A 19,435-nucleotide genomic window follows, 5' to 3' on the forward strand; every position below is an offset into this window, starting at 1 on the left:
CACATTTGACCAAAACAATCTAGTCGTGACTTGTGCCAATCCAGTTGTTGGCCTAAAATCTCAAGCAACTCGCTGATATATTTCATATTATATCCTTTTTTAGACGAAATGATTATATGAAATACATTTAAAATCAGCGAGTTATTTCTTAGCTTTGCTTCCTATCTATCTTTTCAGAAATTTTTGTCCCGTACAAAGCAATTTATAACTAGATTACATCAACGTAACATCTATACTTTTCACAATATTAACTGCAATTACCAGCTCGATGATTACAGACTATATTTCGTAGGTTAGCAAATCGGGTATCTAACACCGAACTTCCTTGCAACATGATACGCTCATTAACATACCCATAAGATGTTATACCTACAATGGCATTCCTATAAGGATTATTGGCCCCCACCTGGCCAACGGCGGTAAGACCAAAATTTTGTACCCATGGCCCCCCGCTGGAGCCACCTTGCATATCAGAACCATATTCGACATTGTTGGGAGCAACCGAACGAAAACTCTGAGCCATCACCTGGTGCATTTTTGAACAAGAATCTAAATTACAAGGATATCCTAAAAGATGAACATGATTTGGAGTCAAGGAGACAAGTCGATAACCTAAATAACCAGTAACAGAGCCAAGACGCCTAACAGTACCACTAATGGTTTTATCATTAACTTCAATCATGGCATAGTCCGCAGCATTTGGAACGTTTCCTCCTCCTGTTGCCCATGTAGAGGTAGTAACAACATATCGCCATGACCAAGTCTGGTAAGGAGCCTTCCCATCTCGATAAGCCGGTATGAATAAAAAATTAGTAAAATAGCCAGAGCGGTTTCCTGAATGTACGCAATGGCCAGCTGTAACAATGACTCTTTGCTGAAGAACAGATGCTGAGCAAGTATAATTACCAGCTCCAGGAATAGTAAAGAATAATCGCCCTACAGTTCTGTAGGGATATGACAAATCGGCTGTTAAAGGAACTAAACGAGAACTTGTAAAATTAGCACCAGATAATCCGCGCTCAAAAAAGAATTGGGATGTGGTTTCCTGTTTCAAATCAAGCATATTTTGAGGAATCAAAGGGGTTGAACCAGGCTCAATTTCGTTTTCTGGAGGAGCACCTTCTTCTCCTTGAGGGAATCCTTCCACCTCGGAAGGTGCTTCTAATGAGTCTTTATCGATTTCCTGAACTTGATTGGGATCCGCTTTTGGATAAGGCATTTCTTTAGCATTCATCAAGCGTTCAGGGGTCCAATACTCAAGCAATGATTTCTCTGACTGCTTGTTTTCAACACCCTGTTCAATTTCATTATCCGCAAGCACTTGAAATGAATAAAGTGAAAAAATAAGAATGCTGCCTTTGATAAGTATGCTCATGATTAAACTCCTTTTAATCGGCTATAAGTATATTAATAAAGAGAGCTATATCCGCGATGATAGCTTTGGTTACTCTAGTTGAGTGAGAGTGAATTTTGGAGCGGGTATGCTTAAACTCTATAGTTCCATAAGAGAGTGGCATCGTCAAATCTTAAAGGCAATGCCCCTAATTAGGTCCACAAAACTGGATATTGTAGATTCTTGTCTGATTTTTAATCAGACAAGAATAGGGAATTGCGATGCTAGCTAGCAACTTTCCAAGAGCCATCTGCCTGACGGCAGGCTTTGCCATAGATTTGTTGTGACTTACCGCCAATTATTGCTCTGGTGATATATTCACGGCAAGGCTGACTATTTGTATAGTAAGTTCTTGTGGGTTGTACTGTATAACGGTTGCCGTTGTCTGGATTTTGCCAAACTACAGCGCGACCTGTTGGAGCCGTTTCTAATGCTTTTTGCATCTCCAAGCGATCGAGGCGATCCATGGTACGACCAATGTTACCCCCTAGAAAAGCGCCTAATAAAGCGCCACCTGCAGCCGCAGCAACTTTACCGGAACCACCACCAAATTGGCTACCAATAAGTCCACCAACAACACCGCCTGTGACAGTACCTACACCTTCGTTTGTTACTTGCGCACAACTAGCAAGAAAAACAGATAGTGATAGAGATACCAACGCTATTTTTTTCATGAATTCACCTAGTATCGTTGTAAAATCGGTTTGTATTCTAGCATCACGTTTAGATATTATCCATAATTCGCGCAATTTTTAACCTTTTACTCTTGACGAACTCGAGGTGAAAATTGACATAACAATTCATAAGCAATTGTTCCCGCAGATAATGCTATTGATTCTACAGGAATATGTTGCCCCCATAACTCGACTGGATCCCCAACTTTTACCTCAGGACAATTTGTTAGATCCACAGTTAGCATATCCATAGAAACACGTCCCACAATAGGAACGTGGCTACCATTGACCCAAACTGGAGTATTCTGAGCGATATGTCGGGGATAACCATCACCATAACCTACTGCCACCACGCCAATAATCGAAGGTCTTGAAGTTTGCCAAGTCCCGCCATAACCCACACGGGCTTGGGCAGGATAATGATGGATTGCACTAATTGCCGAAACGAAACGCATGACAGGCATTAAACCTAATTCTTGTCCTGTTTGATTATTAAAAGGAGAAACGCCGTATAGCATGATTCCAGGACGTACGACATCCGCATGGGTTTCTGGCAATGCTAAAATGGCTGCTGAATTACTAATACTTTTTGTTAGTTTTATCGCTGGTAAATCAAGTTCTCTAAAAACTTGCAATTGCCTTTGGTTGCTTGGGTGATCAGGTTCATCAGCGCACGCTAAATGGGTCATTAAACCAATCTCTGAATCAACCCAGGGACAATTAGTTAAGGCATTAATGATCTCATGTACCTCTTGAGGTGCGAAACCTAAGCGATGCATCCCTGTATTCACCTTCACCCACACTCTAATTTTATTGGCTAAAGGATTCGCCAATAACCATTGCAATTGGTATGGCTGATGAATGACACATTGCAGTTTATGGGCAGCAACTAAATGCAGCTCCTCTGGATTGAATACTCCCTGGAATAAAACACAATCACTGCGGATACCTAGTGCTCGAATAGCCATTGCTTCCTCAAGACACGCAACGCCAAAGGCATAAACTTGTCCTTCCAGCACTGGGACCACGGCGGCTAAACCACAACCATAAGCATTCGCTTTAACCATAGCAATAACTTTTGAGCCGGGAGCACAACGTTTTATGAAATTGAGGTTATGCAGGAGTGCCGTTGCATCAATTTGCACACGAGTGGGTCTTGCCACGCTAATCTTCCCCTTGGTAACCATTAAAAGCTAAATCTTCAAAACGCGTATACTTACCAAGAAAAGCAACCCGGACTTTACCAATAGGGCCATTACGCTGTTTTGCAATAATAAGTTCCGCTGTCCCCTTATCAGGGCTATCTTCATTGTAAACTTCATCACGATAAATGAAACAAATTAAGTCCGCATCTTGCTCAATTGCACCTGATTCACGAAGATCAGACATCACTGGGCGTTTATCTTGACGTTGTTCAAGGCTACGGTTTAACTGTGATAAAGCAATGACAGGTACTTCCAATTCTTTTGCTAATGACTTTAAACTACGCGAAATTTCTGAAATTTCTGCTGTGCGATTATCTGCCTTAAAACCAGGCACTTTCATTAATTGCAAATAGTCCACCACAATCAAGCCTAATTGACCATGCTCTTTGGCTAGTCGTCTTGCACGGGCGCGCATTTCTGCAGGACTTAAAGCGGCTGTATCATCAATGAATAAAGGCGCTTCTGATAATAAATGAACCGCAGAAGTCACTCGTGGCCAATCGTCATCTTCTAATTTCCCAGTGCGCAGACGGTGCTGGTCTATTCTTCCTAAAGAAGACATCATACGCATCGCTAATGAATCTGAGGGCATTTCCATAGAAAATACCAATACTGGCTTTCCTGCCTTTATCGCGGCATGCTCCGCCATGTTCATTACTAATGTGGTTTTACCCATTGAAGGTCGTCCAGCCACAATAATAAGATCAGAAGGCTGTAAACCAGAAGTTCTCTCATCAAAATCGGACAAGCCAGTAGGTAAACCAGTTAACGCATCACCATTGTGATAAAGTGCATCAATCTTCTCGACTGTTTTCACCAGAATTGTTTTAATACTTTCAGGGCCACCATCACCTGCTGTTTGCTCAGCAATCGCAAATACTTTAGTCTCAGCAAAATCCAAAAGTTCTGTAACTTCTCTTCCTAAAGGATTGTAAGCCGAATCAGCAATATCATTGGCGACAGTGATTAACTGTCGTTGTACTGATTTTTCACGCACAATGTCAGCATAAGAAGACACGTTAGCGACACTGGGTGTATTATTTGCTAACTCAAAAAGATAAGTTTCTCCACCAGCATCATCAAGTTGGTTCGTTGATTTTAGGATATCCAGTAAAGTCACCACATCAAAAGGCTGTTCTTTTTTTGCCAACTCGCTAATAGCACGGTAAAGAACCCTATGCTCAGTACGATAAAAATCGGCATCACATAATTTCGTATTGATGACATCCCAAACCTGATTATCAAGCATTAACCCACCGATAATAGCCTGCTCAGCTTCGGCTGAGTGTGGGGGAGCTTTCAAAGAATCAACAGTATGTTTTCGTGTTTTTAGTTCTGCAGCCATGATGATGATGGTAAAAAACTGGTATTCTGCCTATTGTAATGCTGAATAAAAAAAAAGACACACCAAAGTGTGTCTTTTTAACTGTTATTCTTTATAAGGGCAGAATTAGCGAACCCAAACTTGAGTGCGGCCTAGCGCAGAAACGCCGACATAACCACGTACATAAAGCTTGTTGCCTTTTAAAGTCATTTTGGCGCGATAAACTTTTCCGGTCTTAGGATCGAGGATTTGGCCACCCTCCCACTCACCATTGCCTTTATCTTTTAAGCCCCAAACAAATTGTAAACCTTGGATAGGTTTGCCTTTAAAACCACCTGGACATTTAGAGCAAATACCAGTATCACCAGGTTGTGGATAAATTTTTACAATAGTGCCATTTAACGTACCACCAGATACTGATAAACGAACAACAGCCCTCTTCTGGCCTGTTTTGTCATCAATAGTTGTCCAAGTACCAGCCGGTGATATTGCCAAAGCAGCTGGTATGAAAAATACTGTTAATACAAATGCTAATAATGCCTTCCATTGTCTCATGAGATTTCTCCATAATTTTTCTCATAAAAAGAATAGGCTAGGATTTCTAGGTTTGCAATCTAAAAAATTCTCAACAAGATAAATTTTGTTAAATAGCCCATATCCTTGAGTGCGGATGCATTATTCTGTGGGCAAAGGCATAAAAAATTGCTCTATATCTTTGGTAGTTAAACCGGACACCCCACTAATGCTGTCGGACAATATGCCATCGAATAATTGTCTTTTTCTATCCTGCATTGCCAAAATAGCTTCTTCAACTGTGCCAGTAGTGATTAATTTGTAAACAAACACTGGATTTTCTTGGCCAATTCTATGACTTCTATCTGTTGCTTGATCTTCAACTGCAGGATTCCACCAAGGATCATAATGAATAACTGTATCAGCGCGAGTTAAATTTAAACCTGTGCCTCCTGCTTTTAAGCTAATTAAAAAAATAGGAATATCTCCTTGTTGGAATGTATTAACAAGAGCTTGTCTATTTTGCGTTTGGCCAGTTAGTTTTAAATACTCATAATTGCGATTGATCAATTGTTCTTCAATCAGTTTAAGCATAGATGTAAATTGCGAAAAAATTAGAATATGTCGACCTTCATCGACCAGACTTTCCAACAATTCCATTAAAGTGTCTAGCTTTGCTGATGCCCCATAAGCAATTTCAGCCTCAGGCATTGATAGTAATCTAGGGTCGCAACAAACCTGTCTTAATTTTAATAAGGCATCCAAAAGCACAATATGACTTTTTTCCATTCCTTGCTTGGAAATTGCTTCACGTACTTTTTTCTCCATGCTCATTCTTATCGCTTCGTAGAGATCACGCTGCGGTCCTATTAACTCAATAGTACGAGTCATTTCCGTTTTGTCAGGTAACTCTCGCGCAACCTGATTTTTAGTTCGACGCAATATAAAAGGCTGTACGCGCTTTGCTAATAGTTGTCTTCTTTCCGTGTCATATTGTTTTTCTATGGGCTTTCTGAAAAATTGACTAAATTGCTTAGCCTCCCCTAATAAACCAGGCATTAAGAAATGGAATAATGACCATAACTCCCCTAAGTGATTTTCCAAAGGAGTGCCTGATAAACAAAGTCGATGTTTTGCTGAGATTTGCTGAATAATTTGTGTAGTTTTAGTACGAGCATTTTTTATTGATTGAGATTCATCCAGAATTAAATAATAAAATGGATAATCAATAAAACGCGATTTATCACGCTGAATCAGTCCATAAGTGGAAATAACAATGTCGTAGTCATCAAAATTATCTTGATGACGAGAAGCTCCATGAAATACCAATAGCTTCAGTTCTGGGGTAAAGCGCTTTGCCTCCTCAAACCAATTGCCGACCAGGCTTGTCGGCGCAACGATAAGACTGGCTTTGGTTAAACGTCCTTGCTCTTTCTCAACTTGCAAATGGGCTAATGTTTGTACCGTTTTACCTAACCCCATATCATCTGCAAGCACGCCCCCAAAATGACTTGCACGTAAAAATTGTAACCAATTAAGTCCCTCTTGTTGATAATCTCGCAGAGTGGCATTTAAACCTTGAGGGACAGGAATTTTCGGCAGTTTAGTTGATGTCGTTAGCTGTTGTAACTGTTGGCGTATGGTTTCTGCTCCAAGCCACCGAGCAGAAATGGCGAGCGTTGCTTGTTCAGTTTCCTGCATGAGTATCAATTGATAGCGATTAATCTGCAATCGTGCTTCATTTTTAGCATGGCGTGTGCCGTATTGAAGGAGAAAGCGAATCAATGGTTTAATTCGCCCTAACGTTACCTGCAGAACTTTTCCATCAGGCAAAGGCATTTTCACACGGGTTGTATTAGGCAGATCATCAATCTTATTTTTATCGAGACGACCAATCAAATCCGCTATTAAAGGGACAATACTAACTTGTTTACCATCAACCAAAATTCCTAACTGATATGAAAAGAAATCATTACTCTGCTCTTCGATTTCCGAAAACCATTCAACTTCATCGGCTTCAACTAATTCTTTATAAATAGGATGAATAAATTCAACCTGCCATTTCTTTTTTTCAAGTACAGGAATTATTTCTTTGTAAAATCGAGGCAAATCATTCTCACTATGAAAATGAGTCAATATTTTCTCTTTGCTAATATCGTATTCAGACCACAATTTTTCAGCAACAGAGGGGCTACGAAGACTAAGGACTTGGGTAATTTCATGGTAGATTTCTTTTTCAAAAGTAAAATTGCGTGGAATTTCTAATAGTTTTTTTCCTGTTGCCTGCATTAATTTATCATTGGTATCCGCAGCATTGACTTTTATTCCCGCATAATCAAAAAATACATCTACCACAAATAACATCTTTGGTTCTGCATTGGTTTGCTCTTGCGGATCGGCAGTTAATTCAATTGCATCAAAAATAAGACGAATAGAAGGCTCTATAAGTTGTACTTCTTTATCTTCATAAATTTGAGGTGTAGGCATATCAGGATTGCTGATGGTGATTTGCATCGCAATTGATGCGATTTGCTCCAACTCAATTGGTGGGGTATTAAGAATTTTTTTTAATTGCCCTAAGTTATAGGGAACATCAACAAAACCTAAAACATTCTCTTCTTTATCAAAGTACCAAATCTTATCCAGGAACATAGGGCAAATTTTCTCATCATAGGCTTGTAAAACAGCATGCTGTTTGCCGTCTGATGCTAATTGCCAAACTAATATTGCCGGTAAAGTTTCACCCAGTTCTAATTTGGGTTCATTTGCTTGCGCTAAATAGACTCTTTTTGTATTTAAAATCTGTTGCAGCAAGTCACTATTCCTAATTGAGAATTTATCAAACCAAAGTTGGCCATTATTTTTCTCAATTAAAGTTGCAATAATTTTTTCATCTTCAGCAGTAAAATATTGTCGGCGATTGTTGGTGACACTATTGAAAAAAATTTTCTTCCCTATACCTCCCTTTTTTCGCCGTTTTACTATCGCTGGTTTTACAATGATACGATGTTCATATTCATGAAATTGCGGCTCAACTAGATAAACAACTTCGTGAGAATTATCTCTTGTAATTTTTTTCTCTTCCTTTTCTCGTAAATCAGCTAACCAGGAGTCCAAAGACTGGTCTTTATTTTCTGTAGAAGGGGCTGGAATTTCATAGTTTTCTCTTACCTGTAAAGCAAACAAACTAGCCACTGCATGTTTGCAATTAATATGATAAGAACAACTGCAGTGAGCGGGATTTGCGGGCCAGGATTTGAGGTCAATGTGAACATCATAAATTTGACTGGAACCACCCTTAACTCGAGCCTTGAGTAAACCATCACTAAGGCGAATATTAAGAACATATCCTTTTTGCTGATACTCTTGACCATACATCAAGATGGTCGGTAAAAAAACTTCAGCCATCCGTGATAATGCATCTTTGAGCATACAACTTTACTCTTGAGAAGTTAAACGAGAAATTATAACCAATTCAGCTTATTTTTGATATTAGATAAGTCCACATTGCTCTTGAGAAAAACCAGGACGTGACTACAATACAATCTAATTAATTAATTATAACTCTCATTGAACAATATTTAATTCTTGTGTTTTCATAATTACTCGCCCTCTTAATACTCAGTTAATATATATGAAGTACTATCTGGTACAACATAAAACACATTGTATTTTTATCATGAAAATTTTAGCGAGTATAAATTTTATAAATCGAACACTGCGTGCAGTATATCTTAGCCTACCTGCGGAACATAAGGTCTTAGGAAATGATCTATTGATGAAATGCCGGCAAGAATTAAAATTGGGCAAGTATAAAGAAGCTTATAAAATTGCACAAAACCTTTATCAACTGAGTGGAAAGCCCAAAGAAGAAGTGACATCATTATTTCATGGTGTTCTCTTTGCTGAAGATGTGTTAACGGATAACTCCACCATCCTTATTAATCAAAAATCTCCTTACTACAAATCACTATGTAAGCTAAGCGAAGAGTTAGACTTTAGTATTACTACACACCAATTTCCTCAAGGTAATTGGACAAAAGATTATGTCATTTCCGTAGGCGACGAAATTCTAACCTCAGCAGTAAAAGTAAAACCTTATTTAACGCCATCATTTATTAGTACTGCTAAGAATAATGACAAACTCTATTATGGAAAGCTTAATTTAGACCAACATCACCAATCAAAAACTAATATAAAATCTTATTTTGATTGGTGGAACAGCTCCAAAGAGGTGATTGGTCAAACAACCTTACTCCATAAGGTAGTTATTGAAGGTGGTAACCTATTTTGTGCAATTAATAAATTTGGTGAGCGTTTTTACTTGGTTGGAGAAAACGTAGTATCGGAAACTATGGCTTATAATGATTGCAGCCGTAGTATAGCCATCGAACTAATCCTTGCAGAACTGCCTTGTGGTCCCAAAAATCTGCTGATAATCCCTCAGTGGACTTATCACCTTGACTTACAAATGGCTTATTTAGGGAATGGACAGTTTATTGTTCATTCTTTCCAACAAAACGACATCGATTTTGAATTGAGTGCAGATATAATTGCGAAAATCAAAGACACTTTCACCTCTCTTGAGAAAAAATTCGAGAAGAGCATTATTGACCAGACCTGCACATTACTTGAAAAGCATGGCTTTGAAGTAGCTAAAGTTTTTGGTTGCTTATTTTATCTCGATAATCATGAGGATCCCGCTGAACTTGCCTTTGTTCCTTATTGTAAAAGCTCAGATTGCTATGATGGTGCTTTGGCTTTAATGATGAACGGTGTAGCACTTGATTTAAACAGTGGTCGCTATTTCATTGCCTCCCACTGCGAAATGAAGTCTTTTGTCTCGCAATTCGAGGCATCACTACAAAAGTTAGGTATCAAAGAACTTCGAAGCGTCGATATGCTCGAAGGCTATGACTATGATGGCTCTTTTTCAGGAATCTATTATGGCATTATGGGGGCAACCAGTGTTACTCAAGTTGTGGCAACTATGAATGGTGCCTTGCGTTGTCAAACCTCAGTAATTAGTAGAAGTATCCTACGTATTCATAGTTTTGAACAAGAAGAAAGAATCTCCTCTCGATTTTTCCAGGTACCTAAAGTCAAAATAGATGATGAGAAGGAAAAGAAAGCTTTTAGCACTGAATCTAATGGAAAGGATACCTTAGACGGACCTACGTATATTTAAACTAAATTAGACAAGGATGTCCTGCCATTTTGTTAAGTCATTATTCAATGAAAAGGTTAACTTTGGATAAAGTTGTTATAGAATTAGGTAAAGTAATCACATTGGCTAGTATCTAAGGAATGTCCCATACTCTACAAATTCTAATGGCTCAAATGAACCCTACCGTGGGAGCCATTCAAGCAAATACTGAAAAAATTTGTAATATTGTTAAAGCATATCAGCACCAATACGATGTTATCGTTTTCCCTGAATTGGTAGTAACCGGCTATCCCCCTGAAGATTTGCTTCTGCGTGAGGATTTTCATCAACAGGTTGAAAACGCATTACAAACCATTCAAAAGCATAGCAAAGAATGCTATATCATCATTGGTCATCCCAGTTTAGAAGAGAAAGACTGCTTTAACGCTGCCAGTGTATTTTATAGTGGCACTCGCATGGCCCGCTACTATAAGCAACATCTACCCAATTACGGTGTATTTGATGAACAACGTTATTTTACACCGGGAGAAGCCAAACCTTGTATCTTGTCAATTAAGGGTTATCAACTCGGTGTCTGCATTTGTGAGGATATTTGGCACGTTGGTCCTATTGAACAATTACTGCAAGTAGGAGTGGACGGTGTTTTTTGTATAAATGCCTCCCCATTTGACTACCAGAAACAGCAATTACGTGAAGAATTATTACGTAAGCACACCTCACACGGCATAGCCATTTTTTATGTCAATCAAGTGGGAGGACAAGATGAATTGGTTTTTGATGGCCAATCCATGGCTTTTGATGCGCTCGGAGCCTTATGTGCTAGAGCACCGGCTTTTCAGGAAACCCTACACGCAGTGACACTTAGCGACAAAAAAATTACAAGTGAAATTACTCCCCTACTTGATTATGAAAAATTAATTTATGAAGCATTGGTCTGCGGTACTCGTGATTATGTAGAAAAAAATGGTTTCCCCGGAGTTTTACTAGGGTTATCAGGCGGTATTGATTCGGCTCTAACTTTAGCCGTTGCCGTTGACGCTCTAGGTCCTTCGAGAGTTCATGCAGTCATGATGCCTTCTCGCTATACAGCCAATATTAGTCTAGAAGATTCGCAGCAACAATTAACTGCGATGGGAGTAGGAAGTACAACCCTGTCCATTGAGCCAGCTCTCAACTCTTTTTTTGAAACATTAGCGCCCTCTTTTGCTGGATATGAACCTGATATTACGGAAGAAAACATTCAGGCAAGAATTCGTGGTGTATTATTAATGGCTCTTTCTAATAAAACAGGAAAAATGGTACTCACCACCAGTAATAAAAGTGAAACAGCGGTGGGCTATGCAACTTTATATGGTGATATGGCTGGGGGGTTTGCTGTATTAAAAGATGTCTTAAAAACCCAAGTTTATGCGCTTGCACGTTACCGTAACCGTATCTCTGCTGTTATCCCTGAACGTGTTCTTACACGCGCGCCTTCGGCTGAATTAGCTGAAAATCAGACTGATCAAGACTCTTTGCCAGAATATGCAATTCTTGATGAAATTATTAAGGCGTACATGGAAAATAATATTGACGCAGAAGAAATTATTAAAGCCGGTTACCCTTCAGCTGAAGTGAATAAAGTTATTCGTCTCATTACACGAAATGAATATAAGCGGCGGCAAGCGGCACCTGGAATAAAAATATCGCCGAGATCTTTTGGTCGTGATTGGCGTTTACCTATTACCTCGGGATGGATCTCGTAAACTATCCAGTCTCAGTAGTAAAAACCTCAAGGATCATAATATAAATCACCGCAAATGGATCCCGCGGTAAAGACCAGCGGGATGCCACTTCAACCATCATAAATGATGCAAGCCCGCTTTTTAATTACTTAAGCTACACTCACTCTTGTCCTCAATTCTCTTTTCATCATCCTCTCCAAAGACTTTGGTAGAAGGGGCTTTGTGACCAAAAAGAGTCGCCACCGCAAATTTAGACACATCCAATTTTCCGGGTTTTTTTTCTGTTGAAGTCAGGGGAAGCTCTACTTCCTGCTTCGCAACAGGAATAGAAGCCTTTGTTTTTCCATGGTTGCGTTTACCCAATACGCTCTCTAGTTCGGAAAATTGGGCGAGATTGAGGTGTGTCGCAGCTTTAAAGTCAGCAAGCGTTTTAGCAAGCTCATTTAATCTAGAATCACCTAAGGCCTCAGGCTCACAATCCCACTTACTCAATAAAGATAGAGCCTTAGAGGGACATTCCTGCATATTGACTTTAATGCATTTTTGCAAAGTATCTATATAGTAAAGTTGATAGTAAAGTTGGTAATTACACTCCTCTCTAGTAAGAATAAACGAACCAGGTTTCAACTGCAGTTTAGTCGTTGGCGCAAGCTGATTCATTGCATGACAAGACACCTTTTGAACAGTAACAGAAGATTGTTTGATGTATTCACGGAGTTTTTCTTTTGCCGCAAAACTTAAATTACCAGCAGACACGTCATTGTTACTTTTCAGAACTTTTTCAAAGCCCTCCATAGCATCAGCATTAGACCAAGCTTGTATATTCACCCTAGCGTTCACCCCGCCTATTTGTCTTTGGTATAAAACCCATTGCCCTGTCTTTGTATCAGGCTCACGAGTTAATATAAAGGTGTCTCTTGTAAGTTTATAAGCTGGTATCTTTGACCAATCGTCAGTCGTAATTAAAGTAATACCATGTATTTCCTTTAATAAGTTTTTAATTTTACTTTGTTTCACCTCATCAACGTTGCGACGAGTATTCACCTCTCTTAAATAAACTTTGAGACGTAGGACATCACTTTCTGAGAAACTTGATTTCTTACTTATCCAAATTGCAAGATCGGGATAATCTTCCAGATTTAATGGATTCTCTTTCCCTAAGCTATCATACCAATAAAGCTTGGTTGGCTTGGTTTCTTGTCTGAGAACATACGTAGAAGCCAAATTAGCCAGCTTTGAAGAGGCAGGATCAAATAATACTTGGGTTTTATCTAACATGACTTCAAGTATTCTTTTGCATTCTGCTTTAATTTCACGAACAGAACCGGACTTAGTAATTAACTCTGCTAATAATTTGTTTTTTTCTTGATCAGAATTACTATTTATTTTGAGCAATAAATTTTTTAGCTCCCCTTCCACATGACTTAGTACAACAGCCAGCTCATTACTTATCGTTAATGTAGTCGCTTTGCCGTTAAAATCATACCAGCTTAACTCCCATTTTGATTTTTCCGAATCCAATTGACTAACGCTCAAATAAAACACTTGATGATCGGGGTTTTTGATAGCCAGCAATTTAGCTCTTTCTTCATCACTAACAACATGAATGGTTTCTGCTTCTTTATTTTTAGCTTCACGCATAAGCTTTAATTCTTTTTCTCGCTCTGCTGCCTGTCTTTCACTGATTTCATATTGTTGGAGAAGTACTTTGATTTTTTTTAACAATAACTCTCTTAAAGGCGGGATAATAACTTCGTGAAGGTAGCTATCAGGCTCCTTCTCATACCCTGATATCGAGTTGATTAGAAGAAGAAATAACTCAGTATTGGCAGAAGTTGTCTCCCATTTTCCTGCACTAAAAAATTGTTGGAACTCTTGCAGACGGATTGTTGGCTTGGGGAATATCTTTAAAGTATCTATCGTGTGACTAAATTCTTCTGAGCGTTTACGACTAAAACTATAAACCCACCACCAAATTGTAGAATCTTCATTACTGTATTTTTTTTTTGCCTGACTAAAAATATTGATTAATTTCTGTTGTCCTTCTTCATTATCAGCGGCGATGCAGGTAAGTAGCTTGTCAGCGAATGTGGTTAATTCATTTATGATTTTATCTGGCATTTTTCCTTTGCTCCTTGTTCAATGACCATCCATTTTCTTATCTTAAACTATTAGTCGCGTAATACAACTACATTCTGTAGAAACGCTATTTTTTTTGGTTATTCTTCGCTAAAAATGCTTTGTCAATGTCCATTTTAAAAGTAAAAAAAAAACCAAATGACAACAAATAAGCCAATTCGATAGAAAAAAAACTGATATATCAGGTCCTCGCTATTCATAGTATCCATAACGGATGAAGTCCATTTTCCTAGCTACTATTCTAAGAACCTACTATTAATCCACTTTCAGTAGGCCTATCAAATTCATCTCCACGAAAACGATAAAAGCTGCTTGCAAAATAAAGGCAAATCGCTAACATTGGATTGCTGTTAAATAATAATAAAAAGGGATCTCATGAGAATTGCATTTTTTTCTGCTGCCATGCTTGCCTCTAGCCTTGCATCGGCTGCGGTGCCTATTGATGGCTGGTATGCCAGCGTTTTTGGTGGTTATACCTATATACCTGATAATATCAGTAACACTACTTTTGGCCTTTTGCGCGCTCACCCTTCCTACAATAGCGGCTGGAATGGTGGTGGACGCATAGGTTATCAAAGCATGCCCTTACGCTATGAAGGTGAAATTACTTACATTGACGCAAACCTAAGTAAATTTAAGATTAACGATGCCAGACAAGTAGGGGTAGACGGCGAAACTACAGGTACATTTGCCATGGCAAATGTTTACTATGACTTCCCCGAAATGGTGCCATGCATCGCTCCCTTTTTAGGTGTTGGAATTGGCTACGGATATGTGACTGCTCGTCTTAATGGTGACGGCCCTATAGGAATTTTGGGCCCTGCTTTGCATACGCGTTTTAAAATAACTGACAACGTTTTTGCTTATCAGGGAACGGGTGGTTTTACTTACAATTTTGCAGAAAACTACGCTGTTAACCTTGCTTATCGCTACATTGGAACACAACGTGCCACTGAGTTTAATAAGGTATACCAAGCTCATTTAGCAAGCGTGGGAGCAATTTATCGCTTTGATGGTGCGAGTTATAAGTAATGTAAAACTTCATCTCGTAAATATGCACCGCATTGTATGGGATCCAGCTTGAAATAGTTAAGTTCGGGATAAGAAAACTCTATCTTATGCCGAATCTGCATTAAGGATAAGTCATGAAAAATACGCTTAAATTTGGGCTAGCAGGGCTAATCGCTGCTAGCAGCTCTGCCTTCTCCGCAGTTCCTGGAGATGGATGGTACGCAGGTCTTATGGGGACACTTAGCCATACACCAAGTATGGACTTTACAATCTCTTCAACTGACTTCACCACAATTAATAGTTTTCTTACCTCCCTCGGTTACGCTCCTTTGACAAGTACTGCTGGTAGTGTGAACTACTCATCCATTGGTGGCGGTGGTGGTGGACAACTAGGCTACCGTTACTGCGGATTTCGATTCGAAGGGGAACTGTTCTATAACTACAACTCCTATGACGATATAACGCTAGGTGGATACACGTTGAATACCAGTCCGAATAGCACTCTAGCCTATCCATTTTCCAATCTCAGCATTAGTGGTAATACGACTTTAGGCGCAGCACTTTTTAATGTCTACTACGATTTCTATGATATGGATTGGGACGATGTAAGCTGGATGCCTTACATTGGCTTAGGTATTGGTTACGGTTATGTACGAAATAAAGTAAATCTGGAGTTTAATAGCACGAATTCTTCCGGTGCTACAGTAGTAACCACACTCGTTGATTTATCTGAAAATACATCAACCCCTGTTGGACAAGCCATTCTAGGCGTTAGCTATTTATTTAATGATAGTTTCTCCATGGGTCTTGATTATCGCTATATGACAACACGAGAATTAAGTAGTTTTAATGAGCGTTTCACCCTCCATACACTTAATTTGAATTTTAATTACTGGTTCAACAATGCATAATCCAGTTAGCCACTTTTTGTGGCTAACAATAGGGAAAATGTGCGCTTTTTTTGCGTCTGCTTTAAAATAAGGACTAAGAATGAACAAGTTTCTTAAGTTTACCCTTGCAGGGCTCGTAGCTACCAGCAGCTCAAGCTTTGCATCGCTTCCTCCTGACGGATGGTATTTTGGATTATTCGGTATTGCGAGTTACATTCCTACGAGTGACTTTACGCTCACAGGCTCACAATTCACAACCCTTTACAATAACATCAATAATTACAATAACAATCTTCCTGCAAATGCGAGCGTAGTTCCTCTTCCAACGAACGCAAATGGTGAAATTAAATACCAATTTGGTGGTGGTCTTGGTGGACAATTCGGCTACCGTTGGTGTGGGTTTCGTTTTGAAGGTGAGTTACTCTGGGATTATAACACCTATAAAAATATCACCATTGATGGTTTAAGTTTTGGCAGAAACCAACAAACAATCACTTCGCAAACCTCAACGGGCGTAACCATCACATCCGTTACCTCCCCATATAGCATGAGTGGCCATGCTCAGGTGCTAGGAGGACTTTTCAATATTCTTTATGATTTTTATAATCATGAGGCCCAAGATGTAACCTGGATGCCTTATATTGGAGCCGGTATTGGTTTTGCAAATATTAAAAACGACTGGATCATTAATATTAACCAGCTTAATCCCTCGACGGGGGTTTATGGTTTCTTCCCGGTGTTAGACGTCACCAATAGTGAATCCACTCCGATTGCCCAAGCCATTGTTGGATTTGATTATCAGATGGATGATTATTTTTCAGTCGGGATGGATTATCGTTATCTCATGAGTAAACAGCTCAATAATCTCAATGATCGTTTTACATTCCATACCCTCAATTTTAACTTTAATTACTGGTTTAATGGTTAAATGACTTATCTAATAGCACCATCTCTACTTTCCGCTGATATGACGCGACTTGGCGAAGAGGTCAGCTCTGTAATGCAAGCCGGAGCTGATCTTATTCATTTCGATGTTATGGATAATCATTATGTGCCCAATCTCACCTTTGGCCCTCCCATTTGCAAAGCACTGCATCAACGGTTTCCCAAAATTCCCATCGATGTCCACCTCATGACAAATCCAGTTGATGATTTAATTGTTAATTTTGCGAAAGCGGGTGCTAAACGAATCAGCATTCATCCCGATGCTACAATTCACCTGGATCGCAGCCTTGAGCTAATCCGTCAACAACACTGTGAAGCTGGCTTAGTATTAAATCCAGCTACTTCCCCTGAATGTATAGAATGGGTTTTACATAGGCTTGATTTTGTTTTAATCATGACCGTTAATCCAGGCTTTGGTGGCCAAAAATTAATCCCTGAAGTTATACAAAAAATAAAGTGGATTAAACAACAAACTCCCACGCTGCCAATTTGCGTCGATGGTGGAGTAAGCATTGAAAATATTGCAAGTTTAGCAAAAGCTGGAGCTACCCAGTTTGTGGCAGGTTCTGCTATATTCTCAAGTGATGATTATGATAAAACGATTGCCACCATGCGCAACGAACTGAAAGCAATCTGAGCTTGAGAAATTTGATATGAAAAAAATTCTGTTAACATTTTGCATGGTAGGCCTTGTGTTTACGGTGCATGCATTATCAGGCACTGATTACCTAAATCGGTTTATGGCTTATACCGAATGGAGTCAAAATTTGCCCGCAAATCCCGGTCCAGATTTTTTTACATTTATTGATAGCGATACCCCACTTGCCAAAAAATTACGCGAAAAATGGCTGTATCAATTGGCTCAACAAAAAGATTGGATAAATTATTCAAAGCATTATAAGCCTTCTCAGGATATTAGTTTGCAGTGTTACGCATTGCTTGCCGATTACCAACAAGGCAAACAGCTGGAAGCACTAAATGGAGCTAAACCCTTGTGGCTTCACGGCGACTCACAACCTGCGGCTTGTAATGAGCTTTTTTCTTTATTGCTGAAAAATGAAAATTTTGATGAGCGTCTCATTACGCAACGAATTAATTTGGCACTCGATCAACGTAATATTGGCCTTGCCCGATATTTGTTAAAACAATACAAACAACCTCGCCTAAAAGATGAACAACTATTGTTGGGTATTTTTCAAAGTCCAGCACGAATCACGCAACTGGAACCCGGTGAACTCCATGACAGCTTTTACCTTTTTGGCTTAAAGCGTATGGTTTCTACCAATATGGATCAAGCCATAAAGCTTTCACAAACTGAAAAAAGCAAAAAAATGTTAACGGTCGCCCAACAACAAAATTTTCTTGCTCATGTAGCTTTGTACAAGGCCATGCGTAATCATGAAGATACGCAGTATTGGTTCTCCAAAGTAAAACCTGCCTACTACAATGATGTCCTTCTTGATTGGCAGATTCGCTATGCACTTAAACGCCAACAATGGGCTTTGGTTGAACAATTAGTTAATCACTCAAAAGATAAAGATAACCCTTGCTGGCAATATTGGCTGGCGCGGGCACTTGAGGCACAAGGTAAAAATGTCCAAGCGAAGGAAATTTATAAAGAGCTCGCCAAATCAAGAAATTATTATGGTTTTTTAGCAAGTTCTCGTCTCAACAAATCTCCTAGCTTTGAAAATGAGCATCCTGTCGTTGATATGTCCATCCTAAAACCTTATCAACCTTTTACTGACAATATTAAGTCACTTTATCAGACCAAACAGGAAGCCCAGGCATCCAGACTGTTAAATGATTTTGTGATTGAGCTCCCTAAAGAAGATAAGAGTGCATTGGCTTATTGGATTGCCAATGATTTACAATGGCATGGCAAATCCGTATATCTAAGTAATACCACGGAGGATTTAAATAATCAGCTTATCTTGCGTTTCCCGTTAGCCTACCGCAATGCAGTAAGTGAGTATTCCAAGAGTTACAGCATCCCTCAAGAGTTAATTTATGCAATTATTCGGCAAGAGAGCGGTTTTCGTGATAATGTGGTTTCTCCCGCAGGAGCTCGTGGCTTAATGCAGGTCATGCCTGCCACTGCAAGTTCAGTCGCTAAACATGAAAAAATTGCTTATGCTGACAAAATACAGCTTTTTTCATTTCAAAAAAATATCAATATCGGGGTTGCTTACTTAAAACAACTTGGCAATTGTTACAATAAACATCCGGTTTTAATGGCTGCAGCCTATAATGCAGGTCCACATCAGGTTAATTATTGGCTAAAAAACCATCCACCTAAACAAATGGATATTTGGATAGAAACACTCCCATGGCGCGAGACGCGGAACTACCTAAAAAATATCATTGCTTTTTACACTGTCTATCAATATCGCATGCATACAAGACCAAATTTAGGTGCCTTTATGCAGCCATTATAGGGTACCCTGCTT

14 protein-coding genes are annotated in these 19,435 nt (G+C 39.2%); 7 read left to right on the forward strand and 7 right to left on the reverse strand.

Annotated features, from left to right (window positions below; genetic code table 11):
- Positions 1 to 247: 247 nt before the first annotated feature.
- The 6 genes from Lbru_RS09940 to Lbru_RS09965 form a co-directional block, all read right to left on the reverse strand.
- The gene (locus Lbru_RS09940) at positions 248 to 1,375 is read right to left on the reverse strand and encodes a trypsin-like serine peptidase (RefSeq protein WP_058441979.1); all 1,128 of its coding nucleotides are present in this window, start codon (positions 1,373 to 1,375) and stop codon (positions 248 to 250) included.
- Between the two features lie 242 nt (positions 1,376 to 1,617).
- Entirely contained in the window at positions 1,618 to 2,067 is a 450-nt protein-coding gene (locus Lbru_RS09945) for an RT0821/Lpp0805 family surface protein (RefSeq protein ID WP_058441980.1), read from the reverse strand.
- 86 nt (positions 2,068 to 2,153) lie between these two features.
- Positions 2,154 to 3,230, reverse strand: a complete 1,077-nt coding sequence (alr, locus tag Lbru_RS09950) for an alanine racemase (RefSeq protein ID WP_058441981.1) — start codon at positions 3,228 to 3,230, stop codon at positions 2,154 to 2,156.
- A 1-nt stretch (position 3,231) separates the two neighbouring features.
- A complete protein-coding gene (gene dnaB, locus Lbru_RS09955) occupies positions 3,232 to 4,617 on the reverse strand; it encodes a replicative DNA helicase (RefSeq protein ID WP_058441982.1) in 1,386 nt (461 codons plus the stop codon).
- 105 nt (positions 4,618 to 4,722) lie between these two features.
- Positions 4,723 to 5,151: a DUF2147 domain-containing protein gene (locus Lbru_RS09960; protein ID WP_058441983.1), complete on the reverse strand. Its 429-nt coding sequence runs from the start codon at positions 5,149 to 5,151 to the stop codon at positions 4,723 to 4,725.
- Positions 5,152 to 5,271: 120 nt separating this feature from the next.
- Entirely contained in the window at positions 5,272 to 8,541 is a 3,270-nt protein-coding gene (locus tag Lbru_RS09965) for a DEAD/DEAH box helicase (protein ID WP_058441984.1), read from the reverse strand.
- Positions 8,542 to 8,788: 247 nt separating this feature from the next.
- Here Lbru_RS09965 and Lbru_RS09970 point away from each other — a divergent pair, with 247 nt between their 5' ends.
- A complete protein-coding gene (locus tag Lbru_RS09970) occupies positions 8,789 to 10,297 on the forward strand; it encodes a hypothetical protein (RefSeq protein WP_157061507.1) in 1,509 nt (502 codons plus the stop codon).
- A gap of 119 nt (positions 10,298 to 10,416) precedes the next feature.
- Positions 10,417 to 12,021 (forward strand): NAD+ synthase, encoded by a 1,605-nt coding sequence (locus tag Lbru_RS09975; protein ID WP_058441986.1) that lies wholly within the window; start codon positions 10,417 to 10,419, stop codon positions 12,019 to 12,021.
- A 120-nt stretch (positions 12,022 to 12,141) separates the two neighbouring features.
- Here the strand turns inward: Lbru_RS09975 and Lbru_RS09980 are convergent, their stop codons facing one another.
- Positions 12,142 to 14,121 carry a hypothetical protein gene (locus Lbru_RS09980; RefSeq protein ID WP_058441987.1) on the reverse strand — a complete coding sequence of 660 codons (1,980 nt, stop codon included), beginning with the start codon at positions 14,119 to 14,121 and terminating at the stop codon, positions 12,142 to 12,144.
- A 393-nt stretch (positions 14,122 to 14,514) separates the two neighbouring features.
- Here Lbru_RS09980 and Lbru_RS09985 point away from each other — a divergent pair, with 393 nt between their 5' ends.
- From Lbru_RS09985 to Lbru_RS10005, 5 genes are all read left to right on the forward strand, one after another.
- Positions 14,515 to 15,171 carry an outer membrane protein gene (locus Lbru_RS09985; RefSeq protein ID WP_058441988.1) on the forward strand — a complete coding sequence of 219 codons (657 nt, stop codon included), beginning with the start codon at positions 14,515 to 14,517 and terminating at the stop codon, positions 15,169 to 15,171.
- Between the two features lie 113 nt (positions 15,172 to 15,284).
- On the forward strand, positions 15,285 to 16,061 hold the full coding sequence (locus tag Lbru_RS09990; protein WP_058441989.1) for an outer membrane protein: 777 nt from the start codon (positions 15,285 to 15,287) through the stop codon (positions 16,059 to 16,061).
- A 79-nt stretch (positions 16,062 to 16,140) separates the two neighbouring features.
- Positions 16,141 to 16,968, forward strand: coding sequence for an outer membrane protein (locus Lbru_RS09995; RefSeq protein ID WP_058441990.1), 828 nt, complete (start codon positions 16,141 to 16,143; stop codon positions 16,966 to 16,968).
- Positions 16,969 to 17,622 carry a ribulose-phosphate 3-epimerase gene (rpe, locus tag Lbru_RS10000; RefSeq protein ID WP_058441991.1) on the forward strand — a complete coding sequence of 218 codons (654 nt, stop codon included), beginning with the start codon at positions 16,969 to 16,971 and terminating at the stop codon, positions 17,620 to 17,622.
- Between the two features lie 16 nt (positions 17,623 to 17,638).
- Positions 17,639 to 19,423: a transglycosylase SLT domain-containing protein gene (locus tag Lbru_RS10005; RefSeq protein WP_058441992.1), complete on the forward strand. Its 1,785-nt coding sequence runs from the start codon at positions 17,639 to 17,641 to the stop codon at positions 19,421 to 19,423.
- Positions 19,424 to 19,435: the final 12 nt, after the last annotated feature.

The organism is Legionella brunensis (assembly GCF_001467025.1).
GTDB classification, from domain to species: domain Bacteria; phylum Pseudomonadota; class Gammaproteobacteria; order Legionellales; family Legionellaceae; genus Tatlockia; species Tatlockia brunensis.

Coding starts and splice junctions, on each gene's coding strand:
- Lbru_RS09940 (WP_058441979.1), bottom strand. CDS start 1,375: ATGAGCATACTTATCAAAGGCAGCATTCTTATTTTTTCACTTTATTCA.
- Lbru_RS09945 (WP_058441980.1), bottom strand. CDS start 2,067: ATGAAAAAAATAGCGTTGGTATCTCTATCACTATCTGTTTTTCTTGCT.
- dnaB (WP_058441982.1), bottom strand. CDS start 4,617: ATGGCTGCAGAACTAAAAACACGAAAACATACTGTTGATTCTTTGAAA.
- Lbru_RS09960 (WP_058441983.1), bottom strand. CDS start 5,151: ATGAGACAATGGAAGGCATTATTAGCATTTGTATTAACAGTATTTTTC.
- Lbru_RS09965 (WP_058441984.1), bottom strand. CDS start 8,541: ATGCTCAAAGATGCATTATCACGGATGGCTGAAGTTTTTTTACCGACC.
- Lbru_RS09970 (WP_157061507.1), top strand. CDS start 8,789: ATGAAAATTTTAGCGAGTATAAATTTTATAAATCGAACACTGCGTGCA.
- Lbru_RS09975 (WP_058441986.1), top strand. CDS start 10,417: ATGTCCCATACTCTACAAATTCTAATGGCTCAAATGAACCCTACCGTG.
- Lbru_RS09980 (WP_058441987.1), bottom strand. CDS start 14,121: ATGCCAGATAAAATCATAAATGAATTAACCACATTCGCTGACAAGCTA.
- Lbru_RS09985 (WP_058441988.1), top strand. CDS start 14,515: ATGAGAATTGCATTTTTTTCTGCTGCCATGCTTGCCTCTAGCCTTGCA.
- Lbru_RS09990 (WP_058441989.1), top strand. CDS start 15,285: ATGAAAAATACGCTTAAATTTGGGCTAGCAGGGCTAATCGCTGCTAGC.
- Lbru_RS09995 (WP_058441990.1), top strand. CDS start 16,141: ATGAACAAGTTTCTTAAGTTTACCCTTGCAGGGCTCGTAGCTACCAGC.
- rpe (WP_058441991.1), top strand. CDS start 16,969: ATGACTTATCTAATAGCACCATCTCTACTTTCCGCTGATATGACGCGA.
- Lbru_RS10005 (WP_058441992.1), top strand. CDS start 17,639: ATGAAAAAAATTCTGTTAACATTTTGCATGGTAGGCCTTGTGTTTACG.